The sequence below is a fragment of the Streptomyces sp. P17 genome (genome assembly GCF_032436805.1).
Lineage (GTDB): Bacteria > Actinomycetota > Actinomycetes > Streptomycetales > Streptomycetaceae > Streptomyces.
The window spans coordinates 15,988-34,932 of the sequence record NZ_JAVRBF010000075.1 but is presented as its reverse complement, the minus strand read 5'-3'; the positions used below and the strand labels follow the sequence as shown (position 1 = coordinate 34,932).

Annotated in this window: 20 protein-coding genes and 4 pseudogenes; 12 read left to right on the top strand and 12 right to left on the bottom strand. The window is 69.6% G+C overall.

Annotated elements, in window-relative coordinates; translation table 11 throughout:
• Positions 1-76 precede the first annotated feature (76 nt).
• A pseudogene (locus tag RMT89_RS34685) lies at positions 77-202 on the bottom strand (VOC family protein); the annotation flags it as partial.
• 76 nt (positions 203-278) lie between these two features.
• Here RMT89_RS34685 and RMT89_RS34680 point away from each other — a divergent pair.
• The 4 genes and pseudogenes from RMT89_RS34680 (at position 279) to RMT89_RS34670 (ending at position 2,513) form a co-directional block, all read left to right on the top strand.
• A complete protein-coding gene (locus RMT89_RS34680) occupies positions 279-752 on the top strand; it encodes a DUF5990 family protein (protein ID WP_315887723.1) in 474 nt (157 codons plus the stop codon).
• Positions 668-964 (top strand): annotated as a pseudogene (locus tag RMT89_RS46125) (GntR family transcriptional regulator); the annotation flags it as partial. The gene RMT89_RS34680 and the pseudogene RMT89_RS46125, both read left to right, overlap by 85 nt.
• Positions 965-1,366: 402 nt before the next feature.
• Positions 1,367-1,600 (top strand): hypothetical protein, encoded by a 234-nt coding sequence (locus RMT89_RS34675; RefSeq protein ID WP_315887722.1) that lies wholly within the window; start codon positions 1,367-1,369, stop codon positions 1,598-1,600.
• Between the two features lie 112 nt (positions 1,601-1,712).
• Positions 1,713-2,513, top strand: coding sequence for a hypothetical protein (locus RMT89_RS34670; protein ID WP_315887721.1), 801 nt, complete (start codon positions 1,713-1,715; stop codon positions 2,511-2,513).
• 9 nt (positions 2,514-2,522) lie between these two features.
• On the opposite strand, the gene RMT89_RS34665 is transcribed toward RMT89_RS34670, so the two are convergent.
• Positions 2,523-2,795 (bottom strand): hypothetical protein, encoded by a 273-nt coding sequence (locus RMT89_RS34665; RefSeq protein WP_315887720.1) that lies wholly within the window; start codon positions 2,793-2,795, stop codon positions 2,523-2,525.
• Positions 2,796-2,908: 113 nt separating this feature from the next.
• On the opposite strand from RMT89_RS34665, the gene RMT89_RS34660 reads away from it, so the two are divergent.
• Positions 2,909-3,802 carry a phosphorothioated DNA-binding restriction endonuclease gene (locus tag RMT89_RS34660; protein WP_315887719.1) on the top strand — a complete coding sequence of 298 codons (894 nt, stop codon included), beginning with the start codon at positions 2,909-2,911 and terminating at the stop codon, positions 3,800-3,802.
• Positions 3,803-3,820: 18 nt separating this feature from the next.
• Here RMT89_RS34660 and RMT89_RS34655 read toward each other — a convergent pair whose 3' ends face one another.
• Complete coding sequence (locus tag RMT89_RS34655; RefSeq protein ID WP_315887718.1) at positions 3,821-4,468, bottom strand: hypothetical protein; 648 nt, start codon at positions 4,466-4,468, stop codon at positions 3,821-3,823.
• A 94-nt stretch (positions 4,469-4,562) separates the two neighbouring features.
• Between RMT89_RS34655 and RMT89_RS34650 the strand changes: the two genes are divergently transcribed.
• Complete coding sequence (locus tag RMT89_RS34650) at positions 4,563-5,624, top strand: protein kinase family protein (protein WP_399498549.1); 1,062 nt, start codon at positions 4,563-4,565, stop codon at positions 5,622-5,624.
• Here the strand turns inward: RMT89_RS34650 and RMT89_RS34645 are convergent.
• Positions 5,613-6,608, bottom strand: coding sequence for an alpha/beta hydrolase (locus RMT89_RS34645; RefSeq protein ID WP_315887717.1), 996 nt, complete (start codon positions 6,606-6,608; stop codon positions 5,613-5,615). The genes RMT89_RS34650 and RMT89_RS34645 overlap by 12 nt on opposite strands.
• 223 nt (positions 6,609-6,831) lie before the next feature.
• Between RMT89_RS34645 and RMT89_RS34640 the strand changes: the two are divergent.
• Positions 6,832-7,551, top strand: a pseudogene (locus RMT89_RS34640) (DinB family protein).
• 94 nt (positions 7,552-7,645) lie between these two features.
• Here the strand turns inward: RMT89_RS34640 and RMT89_RS34635 are convergent.
• Positions 7,646-7,831 (bottom strand): hypothetical protein, encoded by a 186-nt coding sequence (locus tag RMT89_RS34635; RefSeq protein WP_315887716.1) that lies wholly within the window; start codon positions 7,829-7,831, stop codon positions 7,646-7,648.
• Here RMT89_RS34635 and RMT89_RS46120 point away from each other — a divergent pair.
• A pseudogene (locus RMT89_RS46120) lies at positions 7,800-7,865 on the top strand (DUF6980 family protein); the annotation flags it as partial. The gene RMT89_RS34635 and the pseudogene RMT89_RS46120 sit on opposite strands and share 32 nt — an antisense overlap.
• A gap of 151 nt (positions 7,866-8,016) precedes the next feature.
• Here RMT89_RS46120 and RMT89_RS34630 read toward each other — a convergent pair.
• The 3 genes from RMT89_RS34630 to RMT89_RS34620 all read right to left on the bottom strand — a co-directional run bounded on the left by RMT89_RS34630 (position 8,017) and on the right by RMT89_RS34620 (position 12,337).
• Positions 8,017-9,744 carry a DEAD/DEAH box helicase gene (locus RMT89_RS34630; protein WP_315887715.1) on the bottom strand — a complete coding sequence of 576 codons (1,728 nt, stop codon included), beginning with the start codon at positions 9,742-9,744 and terminating at the stop codon, positions 8,017-8,019.
• Positions 9,745-9,833: 89 nt separating this feature from the next.
• Complete coding sequence (locus RMT89_RS34625; protein ID WP_030069301.1) at positions 9,834-10,037, bottom strand: cold-shock protein; 204 nt, start codon at positions 10,035-10,037, stop codon at positions 9,834-9,836.
• Between the two features lie 179 nt (positions 10,038-10,216).
• Complete coding sequence (locus RMT89_RS34620; RefSeq protein ID WP_315887714.1) at positions 10,217-12,337, bottom strand: SpoIIE family protein phosphatase; 2,121 nt, start codon at positions 12,335-12,337, stop codon at positions 10,217-10,219.
• Positions 12,338-12,514: 177 nt separating this feature from the next.
• On the opposite strand from RMT89_RS34620, the gene RMT89_RS34615 reads away from it, so the two are divergent.
• A complete protein-coding gene (locus RMT89_RS34615) occupies positions 12,515-12,895 on the top strand; it encodes a hypothetical protein (protein ID WP_315887713.1) in 381 nt (126 codons plus the stop codon).
• Positions 12,896-12,929: 34 nt separating this feature from the next.
• On the opposite strand, the gene RMT89_RS34610 is transcribed toward RMT89_RS34615, so the two are convergent.
• Both RMT89_RS34610 and RMT89_RS34605 read right to left on the bottom strand, forming a co-directional pair.
• Complete coding sequence (locus RMT89_RS34610; protein ID WP_315887712.1) at positions 12,930-13,265, bottom strand: hypothetical protein; 336 nt, start codon at positions 13,263-13,265, stop codon at positions 12,930-12,932.
• A gap of 432 nt (positions 13,266-13,697) precedes the next feature.
• Entirely contained in the window at positions 13,698-14,465 is a 768-nt protein-coding gene (locus tag RMT89_RS34605; protein WP_315887711.1) for a class I SAM-dependent methyltransferase, read from the bottom strand.
• Between the two features lie 232 nt (positions 14,466-14,697).
• On the opposite strand from RMT89_RS34605, the gene RMT89_RS34600 reads away from it, so the two are divergent.
• Positions 14,698-15,195 carry a hypothetical protein gene (locus RMT89_RS34600; protein WP_315887710.1) on the top strand — a complete coding sequence of 166 codons (498 nt, stop codon included), beginning with the start codon at positions 14,698-14,700 and terminating at the stop codon, positions 15,193-15,195.
• Positions 15,196-15,611: 416 nt separating this feature from the next.
• On the opposite strand, the gene RMT89_RS34595 is transcribed toward RMT89_RS34600, so the two are convergent.
• Together RMT89_RS34595 and RMT89_RS34590 are read right to left on the bottom strand one after the other, a co-directional pair.
• Positions 15,612-15,902 carry a hypothetical protein gene (locus tag RMT89_RS34595; RefSeq protein ID WP_315887709.1) on the bottom strand — a complete coding sequence of 97 codons (291 nt, stop codon included), beginning with the start codon at positions 15,900-15,902 and terminating at the stop codon, positions 15,612-15,614.
• Between the two features lie 350 nt (positions 15,903-16,252).
• Positions 16,253-16,939: a TetR/AcrR family transcriptional regulator gene (locus RMT89_RS34590; protein ID WP_315887708.1), complete on the bottom strand. Its 687-nt coding sequence runs from the start codon at positions 16,937-16,939 to the stop codon at positions 16,253-16,255.
• A 181-nt stretch (positions 16,940-17,120) separates the two neighbouring features.
• On the opposite strand from RMT89_RS34590, the gene RMT89_RS34585 reads away from it, so the two are divergent.
• Both RMT89_RS34585 and RMT89_RS34580 read left to right on the top strand, forming a co-directional pair.
• Positions 17,121-17,984, top strand: coding sequence for an NAD(P)H-binding protein (locus tag RMT89_RS34585; RefSeq protein ID WP_315887707.1), 864 nt, complete (start codon positions 17,121-17,123; stop codon positions 17,982-17,984).
• A gap of 141 nt (positions 17,985-18,125) precedes the next feature.
• Positions 18,126-18,827, top strand: a complete 702-nt coding sequence (locus RMT89_RS34580) for a hypothetical protein (RefSeq protein ID WP_315887706.1) — start codon at positions 18,126-18,128, stop codon at positions 18,825-18,827.
• Positions 18,828-18,945 lie beyond the last annotated feature (118 nt).

Below are 18,945 nucleotides of genomic sequence, written 5' to 3'. Positions count from 1 at the left end.
TCGAACCCGTCCCCCACACCACCATCAGCCCTCGGCGAGAAATCGGACCTCGGAAACATCAGCCGGTGGATCCGGGCTGAGTCTCCCGGTGACCCGGCTCGTCCTCCGGATGCAGCGGACGGCCGGTCACCTCGCTCCAGAACCGGGCCAGCTCATAGGCATCCGCACAGTCGATCGCCACGTTCTGCACTACCGAAACCATGCGCGCGAGCTTTCCTGATTTCCACCCCGGACGCCACCGAGTTCCGCGTCGGCCGTACCGCGGGGATGATGACCCCATGCTCCTCCGCATCGACGCCGACGTCCTGCCCGGCCTCACCGTGGGCGGTGAGGATCCGGTGTACCGCAACGTCCACGTCGCCGTACAACGCCGCGGCCGCCCGGCCGAACTCCTCGACCTTCAACCTGGCGACGCGCCGCACGCGACCTGGACCCTGGAATGCACCACGACCGGCATGGACGTGCGGGGCCCGTACGTACAGGGCCGCCCGGGCGAGCGGTTCATCTACCTGTCCTGGGGAACCGTCGACGAAGCCGGCACCTTCACGATGTTCCGCCGCGCCAAGCTCATGCTCGACGCCGTCCCCACGGAGATCCTCGACGCCGCGGTCCGCGACGGGCTGTTGGCCGGACGCCTGGGCCTGACCGACGGGCGCGGTATGCCGTTGTGCGCGCGGGTCGTACCGCCGCGGATCACCTGGACTGCGGAACGCGGTCCGGTTCGCGCGGGACAGGTGGGCAGGGTTTCTTGAACTTGGTCAGTCGAGGAGACGACGCACGCTCGCTGTACGACCGTGTCGATCGGGCGCTGGTGAGCGAGATCGAGGGTGGCCGTTACCCCGTCGGCTCGATGCTCCCGCCCCAACGTGTATTGGCCGAGCGTTTCGGGGTGTCCCGCGACACGGTGCAGCGTGTGATGAGGTCGCTGCACGAGCAGGGGTACATCCAGTCAAGGCAGGGCAGCGGAAGCCGAGTTGTCGGGATCCCCAGCGGCCGGAGGAGCCATCGCCCGGTCACCTTTGGCACCCATGTGCAAGATGCCTTCAGTTCCCCCGCCGTCACCATCGATGTCTTCGCATTGACGGGTGAGTCGCTGGACGTGCATCTGCGCTTGGGCGCCGAGAGAGTGCGGATGGGGGAGGTCCAGCCCGAGTCGATCAGCGTGCGCCTGCTGCAACCCCGTACCGACGGCGACTTCAGATTGGCGACGGCGGTGGGTGCCCCCGAGGACCGGCGGCCACTCGATCGACTCCGAGAGTTGCGGTCCCGGTTTACGGCCTCGATCAAGGGATCGCTTCGAGACCTTCACGCCGGGATGCTGGTGCCGAGCGTCAGCTTCGAGCGCAGGGAGACTCCGATAGCTCCCATGCAGAAGCTGTACATGTTCAATGGCACCGAGCTCCTCACCGGCTACTACCTGGTCCTACGGCGCCCGATGCGTCTCTACGCGGAGGAGGAGATCGAGGTCCACCACGTCCTCGGCCTGGGCGCGACGCTGCACCACCACTCCGCGGCCGGCGCGCCCCCGGATCCGGAGAGCACCGCCATCGTGAACAGGGCCATGCGATGGTACGAGCGCATGTGGGCGATCGCGGAGTAGCCCCCGACGCCGGACTGACCCAAGAGCGATCACCGGCTGTTCGCGCCGCGCTATGGTCGTACCCGGCAAAGGGAAGGGCCGAGGGGGCGAGAAGGTTCGCGGGTCCTTTTGTGTGCACGGCACGGGCGTCGGACAGCTCCCCGCGGCCCTCAGGTCACACGGGCATCTCGCGGAAGTGGCGCTGGGCGGACTCCTGCAGCCCTGGGAGGAGTACCACCGGGCCGACCCGTCGTACCTGGAGTTCCGCTTCCTTCCCGGCGTCCGCGACGCCCTCATCGGCGGCCGGCTCCGGAAGGAGATCGCCACCGTGCGGGAACTCGTACGCCAGGAGGTCAGCGCCCATCTGGACCAGCGCCGTAGCACCGAAGACTTCCCGGCGGTCCGGCACGCCGCCGCCGAGACCGCCACCACCATCGCCTCCGACGCGCTCCCCTTCGCCCGTACGACGGATCCCGGCGCGCCAGCCGTCTCCGGCCTGCTGCTGGACGGCATCGCCCGCGCCTTCGAGGAACGCGACGTCAGCATCGACGCTGTCGTCGGCAGCGCCTCAGCACTGCTTGCGGCGCTCGCCCCGCAGGTGCGGCGAGTCATCGACGGTGAGGTGAGGCCCGTGTCGATCCGTGTGCGCGTGATGGCGCTGGGCGAGGGCCGGTACAGCGATGCCGTCGAAGAGTTGGTGCACCTGCTGGAGGGCATTCCGGAGCGCTTGTCCATCGACATGGCATTCGACGCGAGAAGGTCCGCCTCCCAGCCTCCCACTGAGCTGTACCTGATCAACGGCCGCTCGGCGCTCACCGCGTACTTCCACCTGCCCGGAGAGGCCGAGCAGGTGCTGCACGTCCAGCCCGAGGACCGGCTGGAGGAGACCCAGGGGTGGTTCAACTCCTGGTGGGAGCTGCTCGGGGACCTCTAGCCGCGGCGCCTACGGGGCCTTGCGCACGGCCTCCGCCACCTGAGCCTCGACACGGCCGAGGGAGGCATGCTGCTCCTTCGCGTACTCGGTGACGGCGGTATGGGCGTCACGGGCCAGGTCCCGCCAGGCCCGCCATGCGGTGTTGTACGTCCGGGTCTGCGTATCCGACCAGCCGCCGGCCTCGCCCGGGGGACCGTACTGCTCACGCAGCGCCTCGACCCGGCGTTGCGCCTGGTCCGCGGCGCGCTGCTTCTCGATCAGCTCCTCGAAGGTGTGTGCCACTCGATGATCGTAAGAAGCCTTGCCGTGGAGCGCGCGCTGAGCGCGGGCCCGGTCGCCGTCCGTGAACGCCTTGGGCGATGGTCCCGGGGACGCCACCATTACGATCACCGGCCATGGACTGGCTCGAACGCACCGCGAAGCTCAGGCAGTGGGCGAGAAACGGCACGCGCGCTCCGCACAAGCCGCTGCTGCTCCTCTACGCCCTCGGCCGCTTCCAGGAGGACGCCGAGGGCGAGCTGCGGTACAGCTCCGTGGAGGAGGACCTCCAGCGCCTGCTGACGGAGTACGGCCCGCCCAACAAGACGACCCCTGCCTACCCGTTCCACCACCTGGTCAGCGACGGCGTCTGGGAGGTGCACACCGACCGCGGACCCGGCAGCCCCGGAACCGGACTGCGAGAACTCCGGGAAACGGGAGCCGCCGGACGCCTCGCACCCGACCTGCGATCAGCACTCCGCCGCGACCCCCAACTGCTCGCCCGGATCGCACGCGTCCTGCTCGACCTCCACTTCCCGCCCTCCCTGCACAGCGAGTTGTGCGAGGCCGTCGGCCTGGAACTGGAGCCCGTGGAGACCGAGCGGCTCTCGCCCGCCAGGCGCCAACGGGACCGGCGGATGCGCGAGCTGGTGCTCACCGCTTACGAGTACCGGTGCGCGTTCTGCGGCTACGACGGCAGGATCGGCGCCGTACCGGTCGGCCTGGAGGCCGCGCATGTGCGGTGGTGGGCGTTCGACGGCCCCGACGACATCGACAACGGGCTGTGCCTGTGCTCCCTGCACCACAAGCTCTTCGACAAAGGAGTCCTCGGCGTCGGCGACGGTCACCGGATCCTGGTCTCGCAACGCTTCGTCGGCCACAGCACCGCCGCCCGCGAGCACGTCATAGCACTCGCGGGCCGCCCCCTCATCGGCCCACAGCCGGGTACACGCTCCGTCGCGACCGCCCACCGCGTCTGGCACCTCCGCCAGGTCTTCCACGGCAGTCCACGCCCTGCCGCGACCCTCTGATCACCGGCGCTGCCGACCTCAGCGAGGTGCGCCGTACCAGCGCCACTTGGTCAGACGTGGCCGACCGGGCAGCTCCGTACGACCGGTGGCCCACAGCAGGGCCGGCCAGCGGTCGGTATCGGTGGGGGCATCAGGAAAGAGCCGGATCAGCACCCGGTCGCACAGGTCGGCAGGAGGCGTCCAGTCCAAGCCCAGGCCCTTAGCGACATCATGGGTGTGCACCAGAGTCTCGACCACGCCCATCGCGGCGAACCCCTCGGGATCGGCCGCGCCGAACACGTGATGGGCGCGGACCGTGGGCGGCAGGGTGCGGACGATCGCCGTCAGCAAAGCCCCGCTGGCCTCCAGCACCTGCAGCAGACCTGCCGGCCCGGCGTCGCGGTCCGCGAAGATGACGTTCGCAGGTCCCCCGGGCCTCCTCCGGGTCCATGAGAAGGGGACCTCGGAGTCCAGCGGCGGCTTCGCCGGGCCCAGCTGGACGGCGTAGGCGAACAGATCATCGGCGAGATGCTCGACAGTCTCCCAGCAATCCCACTCCAGCGAACCGGCCTTCACACTCCAGTCCGCCGCATCGGCCCCACCCAGAACGGCGACCGCCGAGCGCACGGCATGCTCGACGTCGGCGGCGGTGACGGGCCCGCCGGATGATGTCTGTGCTTCAGGCATGGCGGGACCGTATCAATGATCATCTGGTGGGAGGGAGCTGGGATGATCGACGGATGTGGGTGACGGGGCCGGACCCGGACTGGGGGAGGTGGGCGTGAGCGAGTCACGCTGTTCTGCGCGGGTGTCGGCTCATACGGCCGTAGCGGCGCGGCTGTCGTCGCTGAGTGACCGTCGGCTGGGGGACGCGGTGGCCGCCGCGACGGGGCTCGGGCCCGGGATCGGTGGCAGGTCGGCGGAGTTGGACGTCGAGGGCGTGCGTGTCTTCGTCAAGCGGGTGCCGCTGACGGACCTGGAGTTGCGGCCGGAGCATGTACGGTCGACCGCCAACCTGTTCCGGCTGCCCCTCTTCTACCAGTACGGGGTCGGGTCGGCGGGGTTCGGCGCGTGGCGTGAACTGGCCGCCCATGTCATGACGACCGGGTGGGTGCTGGGTGGCGAGTACGCGGGTTTCCCGCTGCTGTATCACTGGCGGGTACTGCCCGACAGCCCGCCCACCGGCTTCGTCGAGGCGTTCGGGGGAGTGGACGGTGCCGTAGCGCACTGGGAAGGGTCGCAGGCGGTGCGCGGCCGTTTGGAGGCCATCGCCGCCGCCTCCCACAGCCTGGTCCTCTTCCTGGAGTATGTGCCCCACACACTCGCCGAGTGGCTGGCTGAAGCCCGCGAGTCGGAAGGCCCCTCGCCGTACCGGTGGGTGGACGACGAGCTGGAGCGTGGCACGCGGTTCATGAGCGCGCGCGGACTGGTCCACTTCGACGCCCATTTCGCCAACCTCCTCACCGACGGCCACCAGGTGTACTTCGCGGACTTCGGGCTCGCCCTCAGCCGCGACTTCGACCTGTCGGCGCCCGAACGGGACTTCCTCACCGACCACTTGGTGTACGACCGCTCCTACGCCCCGAGCCACCTGCTGCGCCATCACCTCCCCGACGGTGTTCGCGAGGGCGCCGAACACAGGGCCTTCCTGCGCGCATGGGCCGAAGGCAACCGCCCCGACAGCGTCCCGTCCGACATCGCCGCGCTCCTCGACCGCCACACCCCGCATGCGCTCGTCCTGAACGATTTCCACCACCGCCTCCTCACTCGCACCAAACGCACCGCTTTCCCCGCGGCGGAGGTCCGGCGCGCTGTGCCCGACGCACCGATGTCAGCGCGGTGAGTCCACAGAGGACAGCGCGGCGAGCCAGTCAGTCAGGAGCCGGTTCACCTCGGCGGGACGCTCCTGCTGGATCCAGTGGCCGCAACCGTCCAGGATGTGGGAGGAGACCAGTCCGGGCAGCGTGACCGGGTACGCCTTGATCGCGTCGGCCAGCCAGGTCGTCGACGCATCCAGCGCGCCGCCGATGAACAGGGACGGCTGAGTGATGGGCGCGTCCTCGAAGGCGGCGAGGTCCTCCCAGTCGCGGTCCATGTTCCGGTAGCGGTTGAGCGCTCCGGTGAGGCCGGTGCGTTCGAACTCCCCGGCGCAGAAGTCGAGTTCATCCTCGCCGAGCCAGGCTGGCAGTCGGCCGACGGGGAACCGGTCACGCAACATCCCGCCCCTGCTGACGAAGTGCGGATCTGGAGCACCCGGCGCGGGCATGGTGTCGGCGGACAGCGCCGCGTAGAAACCCGCGAGCCAGCCACGTACATCGGGCTCGATCTCAGCCTCGGCGCGGCCCGGCTCCTGGAAGTACGAGACGTACAACTCCTCGTCCCCGCCCATCCGCGCGAAGACGTCGCCGGGACGGATCCCACCGCGCGGGCTGTAGGGAACGCTCAGCAGCCCCACCGCGCGGAAGACCTCCGGCCGGAGCAGCGCTGAGTTCGCGGCGATGGTCGCGCCCCAGTCATGGCCGACGACGATCGCCGACTCCTCACCCAGGGCCTGTACGACCGAGACGTTGTCCTCGACGAGGTCAAGCATCCGGTACGCGTCCGTAGCGGCCGGTTTGGAGGAGCGGCCGTAGCCGCGCACGTCGAGGGCGACCGCGCGGTACCCGGCTGCCGCGAGTGCTGGCAACTGGTGGCGCCAGGAGTACCAGGATTCCGGGAAGCCGTGGGCGAGCAGCACCAGCGGCCCGGTCCCCTGCTCGGCGATGTGGATCCGGCCTGCTGGCGAGGAGACCAGCCGATGCGTGAGCTGCGAAGTGTGCTGGGGCATGCGTGTCCTCCCGGACGGTCGCTCGGTGCGTCGGAACGGCCCTCTGCCACCGTTCCGTCGCCTCAAGGCCGATCATGCGAGCGGCATGCCCGTGAGGCGAGTTCGCTTGCCGGTTCGGCAAGTCGGGCTCCCGGCAGGAAATTCACTCGCCCGCGCTGAGCTCGCGCCGTTAGGCTCCGGCCCTGAAGCAGGGGGGCGACGCGCGACCGCGAGGGGACCCGGTATGGAGATCTCGGGCGTGCGAACCGACCGTCGAGGCCTGCTGATCGACCAGTTCGACCGCGCCAGGGAGATGGCTCAGGTACGGCTGACAGGACTCGGCGACGAGGAGTACCTGTGGGAGCCCGCCCCCGATTGCTGGTCGATCCGGCGCCGGGACGAGGCGACGACGCCCAGGGCCTTCGGGCCCGGCGAATGGGTCCTCGACCAAGGCGCCCCGGAGATCCCGGCGAACGAGTACGACGAGGTCGCCCGCCAGGCAGCCGTCGGCATGAGCGTCGCCAAGATCGCCGACGACTGGAGCGTGAGCGTCGAGCGCGTCGAGCAGATCCTCAACCACACCGGCCCGCTGGAGCCCGACACATCACCGGTCACCACCATCGCGTGGCGGCTGGGGCACCTGCACTTCTGCTTCGCGGGAACATGGGAGTGGACCTTCGGCGAGCGCTAGCACGAACCGAAGACCCTGGTCGACTTCACCCCTTCGGCCACCGCAGCGGTCGAACGCTTCTGGGCCATGATGGACCGCTGGCGGTCCGGCATCACCACTGTGACCGACGACCAGCTCGACACGGTCGGCTTCTCCCAGTACCCGTACGGCTCCGGCCCCGACGAACCCTTCGTCAGCGTCCTGTGGGGCTCCAACCTCGAATTCATCCACCACATGGCCGAAATAGCCCTCCTCCGCGACCTGTGGCAGGCACGTCACAAGAGCGCCGGGTAGAGCACGGCCCCTGCCGCCTCGTGAGGTAGCCGGACTCGTACGCCGAACCTGCTCGGCTCACAGGCGAGATCATGGTCAGGTGCCGTCGACAGAGTCAGCCGCCCATGCCTTTCAGGACCGTGTCGTTCTGTGGAGCATCGGCGAGATCCGTGCGGCCGATGTCGTGGCCGGGGCCTGCGATGCACTCGCCGCTGGTCTCGACACTCCTGCCCTGCGGATGCTCGCAGCGTGCAGAGTACGGCCTGATCATCCACGACGGCGGCACAGCGAGCATCGCCATCGCCTACTGCCCCTGGTGCGGACGGCGCCTTCCCGAGTCGCGGCGGGACCGGTGGTTCGACGAGTTGGAAGAGCTGAGCATCGAGGACCCGACGGCGGTCACACCGCTGTCCGCTGCAGCTGCCGACGGGTTGGAGCCTTCGGATCACCACCCCGGCCCCGGGGTGGTGATCCGTAAGGAATCCCCTACGTCGCAGAGTTACGACGGACCCCGCGGCGGTCGGAACCGCGGCCGCCGTTGCCACCAGCGCCGCCCGTGGCTCCGCCGGCCGTGGCGCGTCGGCCCGTTCCGCGGACAGCCTTGCCGGAGGCGGCGCTGTTCGCCGCACCGGCCGAGCCGCGGCGGTCGGTGCTCCGGCCGCCCGCGGCGCCGGCAGCAGTCGTAGCGCCGCCTGCTGCGGTGCGGCGGGCAGACGTGCGCCCCCCGGTGGCGGTAGTCCCGCCGGCCGCTGCTGCCCCGGCAGGGGCGCGGCGGTCGGAGCCTCGGCTCGCCGTTCCGTTCGCCGTACCTGCCGCCGCTCCGGCCCGGCCACCGCTCCGGCGGCGGCCGGACTGCTTGCCGGCCTCGGTGCCGGACTTGCGGGCCGGGCGGGACGCTTGCGGTGTCGCCGGCTGGGGGACCTCGATGATGACGGGCACGCCGGAGGGCTCACGGGCGCCGGTGATGGTGGCAAGTGCCGCGTCGCTGGAGGTGACGCGGGCCGTCCGGGGGCTGATGCCCGCGTTCGACATGAGCTGGGTGACGTCCCGCTTCTGGTCGGGCAGGACCAGCGTGACCACGCTGCCGGAGCCGCCGGCGCGGGCGGTGCGGCCGCCGCGGTGGAGGTAGTCCTTGTGGTCGGTGGGGGGATCGACGTTCACGACGAGGTCGAGGTCGTCGACGTGTATGCCCCGGGCCGCGACGTTCGTGGCGACCAGCGCGGTGACCTGGCCGGTCTTGAACTGTTCCAGGGTGCGGTTGCGCTGCGGCTGGGAGCGGCCGCCGTGCAGTGCGGCCGCGCGGACACCGACGGACAGGAGCCGCTTGGTGAGCCGGTCGGCGGACCGCTTGGTGTCGAGGAAGAGGATGACCCGGCCGTCACGGGCCGCGATACGCGTGGTGACGGCCTTCTTGTCGGTCTCGTCCAGGACGTGGAGCACGTGGTGCTCCATCGTGGTGACCGCCCCCGCGGACGGGTCGACGGAGTGCACCACGGGGTCGGTGAGGAATCGCTGCACCAGGCGGTCGATGTTGCGGTCCAGGGTGGCCGAGAACAGCATGCGCTGTCCGTCCGGCCTCACCTGCTGGATCACCTTGGTGATCTGCGGCAGGAAGCCCATGTCGGTCATCTGGTCGGCTTCGTCCAGCACCGTGATGCGGACGTTGCCGAGCACGCAGTCCCCGCGCTCCACAAGGTCGTTGAGCCGGCCCGGGGTCGCCACGAGCACCTCGGCGCCGCGCCGGAGCACAGCGGCCTGCTTGGTGAGGGAGAGACCGCCGACCACGGTGGCCATCCGGAGGTTCACGGCCGTCGCGTAGGGGGTGAGCGCGTCCGTCACCTGCTGGGCGAGTTCACGGGTGGGCACCAGTACGAGCGCGAGGGGTGCCTTGGGCTCCGCGCGCAGTCCGGCCGTACGGGCCAGGAGCGCGAGCCCGAACGCGAGGGTCTTGCCGGAGCCGGTGCGGCCCCGACCCAGCAGGTCACGGCCGGCGAGCGAGTTCGGCAGCGTGGCGGCCTGGATGGGGAAGGGGGTGGTGACGCCTTGCGCGGTGAGGGTCTTGAGCAGTCCCGCGGGCATGTCCATACCGGCGAAGTCCTCGACGGCGGGAAGTGCGGGTGTCGTGCTTTCCGGCAGCCGGAATTCCCTGGGCGCCGACGCGGAGGGTGCGGGGGACGAGGCACGCCGGTTCGACTTCTGGGGCCTGCGGGTCATGCAGTTAATTGCCTTCCTGGAAACAGCACAAACCGGGGTCCGCACCAAGACGGTGCGGACCCCGGTCGAGCGGATACGCGTCCGGGCGATCAGGCGGGGACGATGTTCTCCGCCTGCGGGCCCTTCTGGCCCTGCGTGACGTCGAAGGAGACCCGCTGGCCCTCCTGGAGCTCACGGAAGCCCTGCGTCGCGATGTTCGAGTAGTGGGCGAAGACGTCCGGACCGCCGCCGTCCTGCTCGATGAAGCCGAAACCCTTTTCGGCGTTGAACCACTTCACGGTTCCCTGTGCCATGACGTTCTCCTTCTGTAGGCAGAGGCCCCATCCGGAGATGCCGGAAAAACAAAATATGCGCCCGATGGAACATTCCCGTCAGGCGCACATAGGTTCATGGGTACCACAACTGCAACACGCAAACCGTAGCACAGTTCAGCGCTCGATGTGGATCACTCGGGGCGCGTGTTGTCGCCGGGTCAGCGCGGCTCGGCGCCGGCGGGCAGCGGCTGCTCCACCCAGATGGTCTTGCCGCGAGGGGAGGGGCGGATGCCCCAGCGTTCGGAGAGCTGCGCGGTGATGAAGAGCCCGCGGCCGCCCTCGTCGTTCTCCTCGGCGCGTCGCAGGTGCGGCGAGGCGTTGCTCTCGTCGGTGACCTCGCAGATGAGTGCTCGGTCGCGGATGAGCCGGAGCTCGATGGGGCCCTGTGCGTAGCGGAACGCGTTGGTCACGAGCTCGCTGACGATGAGCGCGCTGCCGTTGGCGAGGTCGTCAAGGCCCCAGTCGGCGAGGCGCGCGGTCACCTCTTTGCGCGCGCGGGATGCGGCCCGCGGGTCGTTGGGCAGCGTCCACGCGGCGGTCTGATCGCTGTCCAGCGGGCTGACGCGGGCCAGGAGGAGAGCGACGCCCTGGGCCGGCTGTCTGAGGGCGATCGCTTCGGTGATCGCGTCGCACAGGGCCTGGAGCGAGAAGGGAGGAGGCGTGGCGACGCGGCGCAGCCCGTCCACGTGCACGGCGGAGTCCGGATCGGCGCCCTGGAGCAGTGAGGTGCCGGACAGTACGAGGATGCTGTGTTCGGGGAGGACGTATTCCACGGCGCTGTGCCGGGCGATGCCGTGGCCGAGTGGCGGGCCCTGGGGAACATCGAGCAGCTCGACGTCACCGTGTGGGTGGACGAGAGCGGGTGCTGGATGTCCGGCGCTGACCATCGTGCAGATGCGGCTCACGGGGTCGTAGACGGCGTAGAGGCAGGTGGCGGGCGAGTCGCGGTCGGGCCGTGGCGATGTGCCGAGGGTGCCCGAGGGGGCCGACGCGGGGCTGCCGGCCAGGTCGTGGAGCCGCTCCATCAGTTCGTCCGGCGGGATGTCGAGCTGGGACAGGGCCGCCATGGCCGCGCGTAGTTCGGCCATGGACGCGATGGCGTCGAGGCGGTCGGCCGGGCTGTCCCCGGCCACGAGGGCGACGCGCGCGCCGGACAGCGGGATGACGTCGAACCAGCCGGCGTCCGTGCCGGTGGGCAGGTAGGCGCGAGCGGTCTCCACGGCGGGGGAGTTCGATGTCACGGACTGCCGGATGTGGTGGTGCAGCATCCGGGCCGCGGCAAGTTCGCGGTGGTACAGCCGGGCGTTGTCGACGCACAGGGCCGTGTAGGCCGCCAGCTGCTCCGCCAGCGCCAGGTCGTCGGCCTCGAAGGGGGCAGGATTGCGCCAGCGGTAGAAGCGGGCGAGTCCCAGCAGGCCGCCGCGGGCGCGCAGCGGCATCACCATCATGGAATGGACGCCCGCGGACCTCAGTGCCGCGTCGCGACGGCGGGTGGGGACCAGCCATGTGTTGTCCGGGTCCGGGAGGCGGACCAGGCGAGGCGCCAGGGTGGACAGCACTTGTTGGTAGGGCGTGCCGATGGGGTGGATATCGGCATTTCTCACGGCGCGCGGGTCCGATGCCTCGGCGCCGACGTCGGACAGCGCATGGAAGCCCACACAACGCAGCAGCGCGCTCTCATCCATGGCCAGGGGAGCGGAGGTCTCGCCGCGCAGCACAGGGTCGAGTACGTCCACGGCCACGGCGTCAGCCAGCTGCGGCACGGCCAGGTCGCACATTTCCTCGGCCGTACGGAACATGCCGAGGGTGGTCCCGACGCTGACCGCGGCCCGGTTGAGCAGTCTGAGGCCGGCCTGCGCGCGGGTCTGCTCGCTGATGTCGGTGACGGCCGACGTCAGCCCCAGGACCGTGCCGTCCGTGTCGTCCAGACGGAACAGGGCCACGGACAACAAGAGCTCTACTGCTGGATTCCGTGGCTTCCGTGCGTGGACGTGCTGGTCGAGCACCGGAATGCCGGTCTCCAGAACGCTTCTGGCCGTGTGGAGGAGAAAGTCGGGATCGGTGACGGCGAAGGCGCCCAGCACCTCGGGAAGCGGTCTGCCCACCAGCTCCTCGAAGGTGACGCTCTCGATGCGGCGGGTGGCGGTATTGGCCCGGACCAGCCGCAGCTGTGGGTCCCAGACCTGGAGGCCGATCGGCGATTGCGAGAAGAGGGCGGACAGTAGCGCGTCGTCCAGGCTCCTTCTCGCCGCCGTCCGTCCACGGTGCGGCGTGTTCACGAGAAGGTCCTCCTCTCGGCGGAAGCGGACGGGGAAACCGTCTGCTGCAAACCATCAAAGACCCCACCATGAGACATTTCCATTCGATACGTCTCAAAGGCCCCTCCGCTACGCGGTGGCGCTCGGACGCCCGAGGGCGTGAGCGCCAGGTCAGGGGTCCGGGAGGACGATGAAACGGTGCGACCGTCCGGCGTGCTCGCCCGCTGCCTCCGACGCCCGATCGGCGTCTGGCCGGCTGTGTACGTCACCGTGGGCGTGCTCGCGCTGACCAATGTCGCCGGCCATCGCTGGGGATCTCCGTTCGGGCCGCTGACGGCGGTGGCGGTCAGCGCGCTGCTGCTCGGCGGCCTGTGGTGGGCCGGCGGCACCTGGGCGGAAGCGGGGCTGGACCCGGCGTCATTCAGGCGCGGCGCGCGCTGGGCAGGGGTGCTGGACATGCGGCACGCCCACTGCGGGGCCCCGGTTCACGTCGTCGTCGAGTGCGCGCAGGAGCACGTTGCCCTGGCGCCCAGGGACGTCTCCGCCCGGCCGGGGCCGGGGGCCCGTCGTCGGGAGTGAGGCGTCAGCGGGATGCGGCGAGAGTTCGCCCCGCTCATGCGGGACGCTTTTCGTAACGGCCCGGCGCCAGCAGGGCCACCAGAGCGCTCGCGGCCACCAGTGCCACGGCCAGGCTGAAGCCGATCCCGGCAGCCCGCAGGCCCACCGCGTCGGCGGCAAGCCCCACGCCGATCACGGCCAGCGCGATCGCCGTGTACATCACCAGGAAGAAGGCGGAGGCGACTTCGGCTCGCCGCTCGCCGGGTGCCTGCGTGTTCAGCACGGTCAGGCCCGCTCGGAACGCCACACCCTGGCCGAGCCCGGCCGCCCCGCCGGCAGCCACCAGGAGCACGAGCGATCCCGCGGCGAGCCCGGCGGCGAGCAGAGGCATGCCGGCGATGAGCAGACCGCACGCGGTAGGCAGGCAGGCAGGCAGGCAGGCAGGCAGGCAGGACGGCGCGGCCGTGAGGCCGTACGAGAGTGATCTGGCCCAGCGCCGAGCCGGCGCACACGGTGCAGGCCACGGCGCCGGCCAGGGCCGGGGCGGACAGATCGAGGACCCGGCCGCAGTCGGCGTCTCTGTCCGGAGCACGGCCGCCGAACTGGGCCGCCGCCGCGACCGGCGCGGGAGTCCCTCGTCATGTGCTCCGGGCTCGTAAGGAAGTGGAGCGGATCCTCGAACCACGGGATCAGCCTCGCCAGCTCCGGGTCTCCGGGATGGCGCCAAAGACCTTGACGGAGCAGCGACGTCAGCCGCACAGGCAGGACCAGTCCGCGGACCTTCGGACTTCCCATGGCGGACAGGGTGCAACGCCGCTGCACCTCATTGACCGGCGGCTGAGGCCCCGTTTGCGGTCCGTTGGCTGTCTCGGCCGAACAGGCCTGTCCACAGGAAGGATTCGCCGAAGTACGGGGACCCGGGCGGCTCGTCGTGCATGCGCCGCACTTCGATCTCGGTGAGACCGTTGAAGATCCACCGCAGTGACTCCGCCGTATAGCCGAGACCACCGTCGAGGCGGCCCTGCTGATACAGCTCCGCGTCCGACAGGTCCGATCCCATGGCGCCGGCGGCGAAGCAGGCGAGGCCGAACCGGCCGCCGGGGGCGAGGTGTTGGTCGAGGAGGGCCAGGTAGCTGATGCGGCGGTGTGGCGGCAGGTGGTGAAAGCAGCCGGAGTCGTAGATCAGATCGTAGGTGCCGTTCAGTTCGCTGCCTGCCAGCGAGAAGGCATCGCCGCACAGGAAGCGGACCTCGGCCCCCGCCTCGTGCGCACGCTCCCGAGCCCAGGCGATAGCCGCAGGTGAGAGGTCGACGGCGTCGACGTCGAAGCCGAGCGAGGCAAGGTGCACGGCGTTGCGGCCCGGACCGCACCCCAGATCGAGGGCACGGCCTTGGGTGATGAGGCCGCGATCCAGGTACGAGACGAGGTTCTCGTCCGGTTTCGCCGCGAAGAACGGGACGGGCTTGGACCGGTCGGTGTAGAAGCTGTCCCACCACGAACCGGCCTGTGCCGTCCAGCGATCGGCTGTGGGGACGAACAGGCTGTCCAGGAGCTGGAGGACGTCCTCCATCGTGCGTATGCCGCGGCTCATTCGCGCCCCTCTCGGATTGCCTGGATCGTAGGCCGACCAGCCCGAAGTCCGCATGGTTTCCGATCACCGCGTCGGGCACACGAGAGCGCCGGTTGCGGTCTGGGGCCGTCGCCATAGTCCTGGCCCCCCTGAGGCAGGACCTGAGCAGGGGACACTCTCCGCCGCACGGGTGGAGACGGTCCGCCGTAGCGGACGACGCGTGGCTGCCATCTCCCCAACCAGTATGGAGGCCATGCCCACACCGACCGCTTCACTTCCCCAATCTGCCTCCGCACCTGCCTGGGCCCGCCGCGCCGCCCACGCCATCGCCCAGTGCGCTCTCCCCTCCGGACTGTGGCGGATCGCGATGGCCTGCGGTGTCTACGTCGGGTACGGCGACCAGGTCCTGCGGGACGTCTACGAGATCCCGGGCTGGGGCATCGCGTATGTCGTCGCTCTCTCCGTCCTCGCCGAACTGGCCGCCCTGTTCCCTGGTCAGCGCCCGGTGGCAGCCGCTGCGCCCCGCACTCTCGACGCGTTGTCCTGGACCGCCTCGGCCGTTCTGCTCTTGGTGGCAGCGTGGCAACTCGTGGTCGTCTTCACCGTCGAGAGCCAGTCGTACTTGTCGGGTGGTACGGCGCGGACCGTCTGGGCCTGCGTCTTCGCCCCACTGTTCGCCGTCCCGGTGTTGATGACCGCGGTGACGTGGTCGTACGCGAGGAGGCGGCACCGGGCATGGAGCCAGGCGTAAGGCGACCCATCGCTGATGAGCCACGTGGTGGTGGTAGGGGTTGCTGTGCCGGCTGACTGCCAGTGTTCTCGCCATTGGGCGCTGCGTCCTCGGGCGAAGGTGTAGCGGGCGTGGAGTTCGGTGACCTGCACTGATCTTCGACATCGACCCGCTGCCGCTGTGACCGGCCGCCGGAACGCTGGAGGCCGACGGCGTCCCACTGCTGCTCATGGCGTGTGCAGACCTGCGGGGCTGCTGAGAGCGGTCCGCCACGATCGCAGCGCGGCCGTGGACAGAGCTCCCGGTCGCAGAGGCTGCGGACGGCAGGAAGCGGCCCACTGGCTGAGGTCCTCGCCGAGATCGTCCGAGAGCTTCGCCAGGTAACCGTCAGGATTGTCGGCGGCGCTCTATCGCCGCACGCTTCAGGTCGTCGATCGTCACCATTTGTGAGCCGTGGACGAAGTCCGTGAAGTCGAAGTCACGGAGTCGCGATCGAGCGCAGGGCGCCCTCTTCTGCTGGGCTTGTCTTGGTCACCCTCACCAGAGCTCGGCCAGTGCAACGACTGGCAGGCGTCGAGTCTTTCGGCGTTGCGGCACAGCAACTCCGCTGCGACGAGTTGGGCGCTGGAGGACGTGGAGCGCAGCGCGGCGTCGATCACCAAAATGGCTGTCTCGTCCGAGATCTTGTCCTCGTCGTCGTCCGACCACAGATCCACCAGGAGTGCCACGGCGAGGTCGGCGTAGTCGAGTTGGGTGAGTGCGAGGAGTCCCGGGGCAATAGCCGCCGGGTGCGGGGGCCCCGATTCAGTCGGGGAGACCAACTGGCCGGCGCGCATGGCGGCGTCGAGCCTGAGCTGACGTTGTTGCTCTTCCTGTTCTTGTCCCAGTACGGCGTTCGGTCCGGTGGTTCAGGACGTATCCGATCAGAGAGACGGATGCGCTGGTGAGGACCCGACGAAGGGGAGGTGTCCGGCCGTCGGTCATGAGTGCGCTGCATCAGGCCTACAAGTTTGGCAACCCACAACGGGAGGTGGTCGGATCTCTGCCATCGTGGCCTGGGCCGTAGCGCGGTGCTGGTTCAGCGCTGCAGCCACTCGTCGAGCAGCGTGGCCTCGGCTTTGCTGAGAGTGGGCAGTTCGGGAAGGAGGGTTCGGAAGGCCGCAACGGCGGCCGCCGGGTCCTGGGCGGGAACAGCGGGCCCATCTGCCAGGATGGCGCGAGCGATCGCGTCGAAGGCGGCGTCGGCCAGGTGCGGGTCGCTTCGCTCTGGCGGCAGCGTCAGCAGGGTATGGACGGTTCCGACTCCCGCCGCGCGGATGAGGTTGACGGCGCGTTCCTCGCTCACCCGAAGCCGCCCGGCGGCGGCGATTCGGTGCACACGCTCGGCAAGGATCTGCACACCCTTGACCTGTGCCGGGGTGTCGCGTGCGCGGGCCGGGTCGAGCAGCAGGCCGTAGACGTACGGGTTGGCCAGGCCGAAGCTGATCTGCGTGTTCCATCCGGCGCGGAGGTCTTCTACAGGGTCGTCCGCGGGCGCGGTGGTCTGCTTGCTCGCCACATGTTCGGCGAAGACGCGCTCCGCGGCGACATCCAGCAGGTCGTCCTTGTCCTGGAAGAGGCGGTAAAGAGCAGGAGGCTGCAGCCCGGCCTCGTGGGCCACGCGGCGCGTGGTCACCGCGCTCGGCCCTTGGTCGCGCAGCAGGCTGGCCGCGGCCTTCACGATGCGCTCCCGGGTGATGTCTCGCCGCTGCGTGCTCGGTGCCATGGAGACGATGGTATCGCCCACGCGTGACAGGTGATGTTATCGCCGATATCGCCAGGGTTCCGCCGAGACCTGCACGCGTCGCTGGTCGGACGTCGGAAGAAGACGCCCCTTGCATCCAACGGAATTATCAATGTTACCGTACTTCTGATTCCATTGGAAACATCCTCGGATGGGAGCACCCATGCTGATCGTTACGGGAGCCACCGGCCACCTCGGGTCGCTGATCGTGAACCGCCTGCTGGAACGGGCACCGGCCGACAGGATCGGCGTCAGTGTGCGCGACGTGAGCAAGGCCGCCGACCTCGCCGAGCGTGGCGTCCGAGTCCGAGCGGGAGACTTCACCGAACCCGGCAGTCTGAAGCACGCATTCGAGGGCGCCGAGCGCGTCCTGGTCATCTCCGCGGCCATCCGGGGCGGCGGCGCATTGACCGCCAACAGCGCCGCCATCGACGCAGCACGGGAAGCGGGCGCCCAACGCATCGTGTACACCAGCCACCAGGCTGCCTCTCCCACGTCGGTTTTCCCGCCGCAGAAGGTCCACGCGGCCACCGAGGAGCACCTCAAGCAGCAAGGAGTCCCTTACACCGCCCTTCGCAACGGGTTCTATGCCTCCACCTTGGGCCACTACGTCGGCGCGGCACTGGAGTCCGGCACGCTCGCCGTGCCGCAGGACGGCCCGGTGTCCTGGACGGCCCACGAGGACCTGGCAGAAGCCGCGGCCGTCGCCCTGACCGAAGACGGAGCACTCGAAGGGATCACGCCACCGCTGACAGCCCCCCACACGCTGGATTTCGCCGGCGTCGCCGAAATCCTCAGCCGCATCACCGGTCGGCCCTTCGCCCGAGTCGTCATGGGCGACGAGGAGTGGATATCCGCAGCGGTGGCCGACGGGATGCCACGGCCGGCTGCGGAGTTCGCCTTGACGATGTTCGCCGCCTCCCGCAATGGTGAGTTCAACTCCACCGACCCCACACTGGAAGCCGCCCTCGGCCACCCCGCGAACACCGTCCATGAGGTCTTGGAGGCCGTCGTACGCACCCGGTAAACCGACGAGCCTGGTCCACGTGGGTCGTCACCTCCGCGACGCGGTCCGCCGCGGCCTTCACCGGCGGGAACCGCGGGCCGGGGCGGACTCGTGTCCCGGTACGGACGAAAGGCACAACTGGCCCAGGTTCGCGGGGGAATCATGCAGATCATCGAGGTGACCGGGTATGCCGTCCGATCTGCCGTCATCACCATGAGACGGACAGGCACACCACTTGAATTCGTCGTCTTCCCGATGCTGCATGTGGCTTCACCGACGTTCTACGCCCAAGTCCGCCTCAGGCTCAGGGAGTGCGACCTCATCGTCATGGAAGGAATCCGAGGGAAGTCAGCCGGGATCAGTGCCCTCACGCTCGCCTACCGGTTCGCCCCACGGCGTCGGCGCAACGGCCTGCAGGAACAACGCGATGAGGTGCTGCTCCCCGAGTCCGTGCCGGTCATCAAACCGGACGTGACCGCGGCAGAGGCAATCGCGGACCTCAAGGCACTGCCACGGTGGACGTACGCGCTCCTCATGGCCGGGGCTCCCGCCATGGGCCTGGTATTCGCCCTGCGCGGTCCGCGCGCGTTCCTCGACGAGGACCTGGCGGTCGACGATCTGCCGTCGACGCTGCGCGCGGAAATGATGGCCGACGATCCTTTGGAGCATGCATTGACCGATCGGCGCGACAAACGGCTGCTCGACGCGCTCGGTGAGCTCCTCGCGGAGCGCGCCGACGAACCGATCCGGGTAGCCATCGTCTACGGAGCCGGCCACGTCCCTGCGATCGTGTCAGGCCTGATGGACCGTTACGGGTACCGGGCACGTGAAGCGGAATGGCTCACCGTCCTTGTCCCGGCGTAGTCCGCAGTCCGTCGACGGCCCGCCCGCTGTTGCTGAATTTGAGGGTCCAACAGGCGGGCCCACCGAGGAAGACGGACGGAACGCTCAACTCCCGGTGGTCTGTGCTGGTCAGGCATAG

Excerpts from the sequence above, each read along its gene's own strand:
- RMT89_RS34680 (WP_315887723.1), top strand. The coding sequence starts at position 279 with ATGCTCCTCCGCATCGACGCCGACGTCCTGCCCGGCCTCACCGTGGGC.
- RMT89_RS34675 (WP_315887722.1), top strand. The coding sequence starts at position 1,367 with ATGCAGAAGCTGTACATGTTCAATGGCACCGAGCTCCTCACCGGCTAC.
- RMT89_RS34660 (WP_315887719.1), top strand. The coding sequence starts at position 2,909 with ATGGACTGGCTCGAACGCACCGCGAAGCTCAGGCAGTGGGCGAGAAAC.
- RMT89_RS34655 (WP_315887718.1), bottom strand. The coding sequence starts at position 4,468 with ATGCCTGAAGCACAGACATCATCCGGCGGGCCCGTCACCGCCGCCGAC.
- RMT89_RS34645 (WP_315887717.1), bottom strand. The coding sequence starts at position 6,608 with ATGCCCCAGCACACTTCGCAGCTCACGCATCGGCTGGTCTCCTCGCCA.
- RMT89_RS34635 (WP_315887716.1), bottom strand. The coding sequence starts at position 7,831 with ATGGCGATGCTCGCTGTGCCGCCGTCGTGGATGATCAGGCCGTACTCT.
- RMT89_RS34630 (WP_315887715.1), bottom strand. The coding sequence starts at position 9,744 with ATGACCCGCAGGCCCCAGAAGTCGAACCGGCGTGCCTCGTCCCCCGCA.
- RMT89_RS34625 (WP_030069301.1), bottom strand. The coding sequence starts at position 10,037 with ATGGCACAGGGAACCGTGAAGTGGTTCAACGCCGAAAAGGGTTTCGGC.
- RMT89_RS34610 (WP_315887712.1), bottom strand. The coding sequence starts at position 13,265 with ATGCCTCTGCTCGCCGCCGGGCTCGCCGCGGGATCGCTCGTGCTCCTG.
- RMT89_RS34605 (WP_315887711.1), bottom strand. The coding sequence starts at position 14,465 with ATGAGCCGCGGCATACGCACGATGGAGGACGTCCTCCAGCTCCTGGAC.
- RMT89_RS34600 (WP_315887710.1), top strand. The coding sequence starts at position 14,698 with ATGCCCACACCGACCGCTTCACTTCCCCAATCTGCCTCCGCACCTGCC.
- RMT89_RS34590 (WP_315887708.1), bottom strand. The coding sequence starts at position 16,939 with ATGGCACCGAGCACGCAGCGGCGAGACATCACCCGGGAGCGCATCGTG.
- RMT89_RS34585 (WP_315887707.1), top strand. The coding sequence starts at position 17,121 with ATGCTGATCGTTACGGGAGCCACCGGCCACCTCGGGTCGCTGATCGTG.
- RMT89_RS34580 (WP_315887706.1), top strand. The coding sequence starts at position 18,126 with ATGCAGATCATCGAGGTGACCGGGTATGCCGTCCGATCTGCCGTCATC.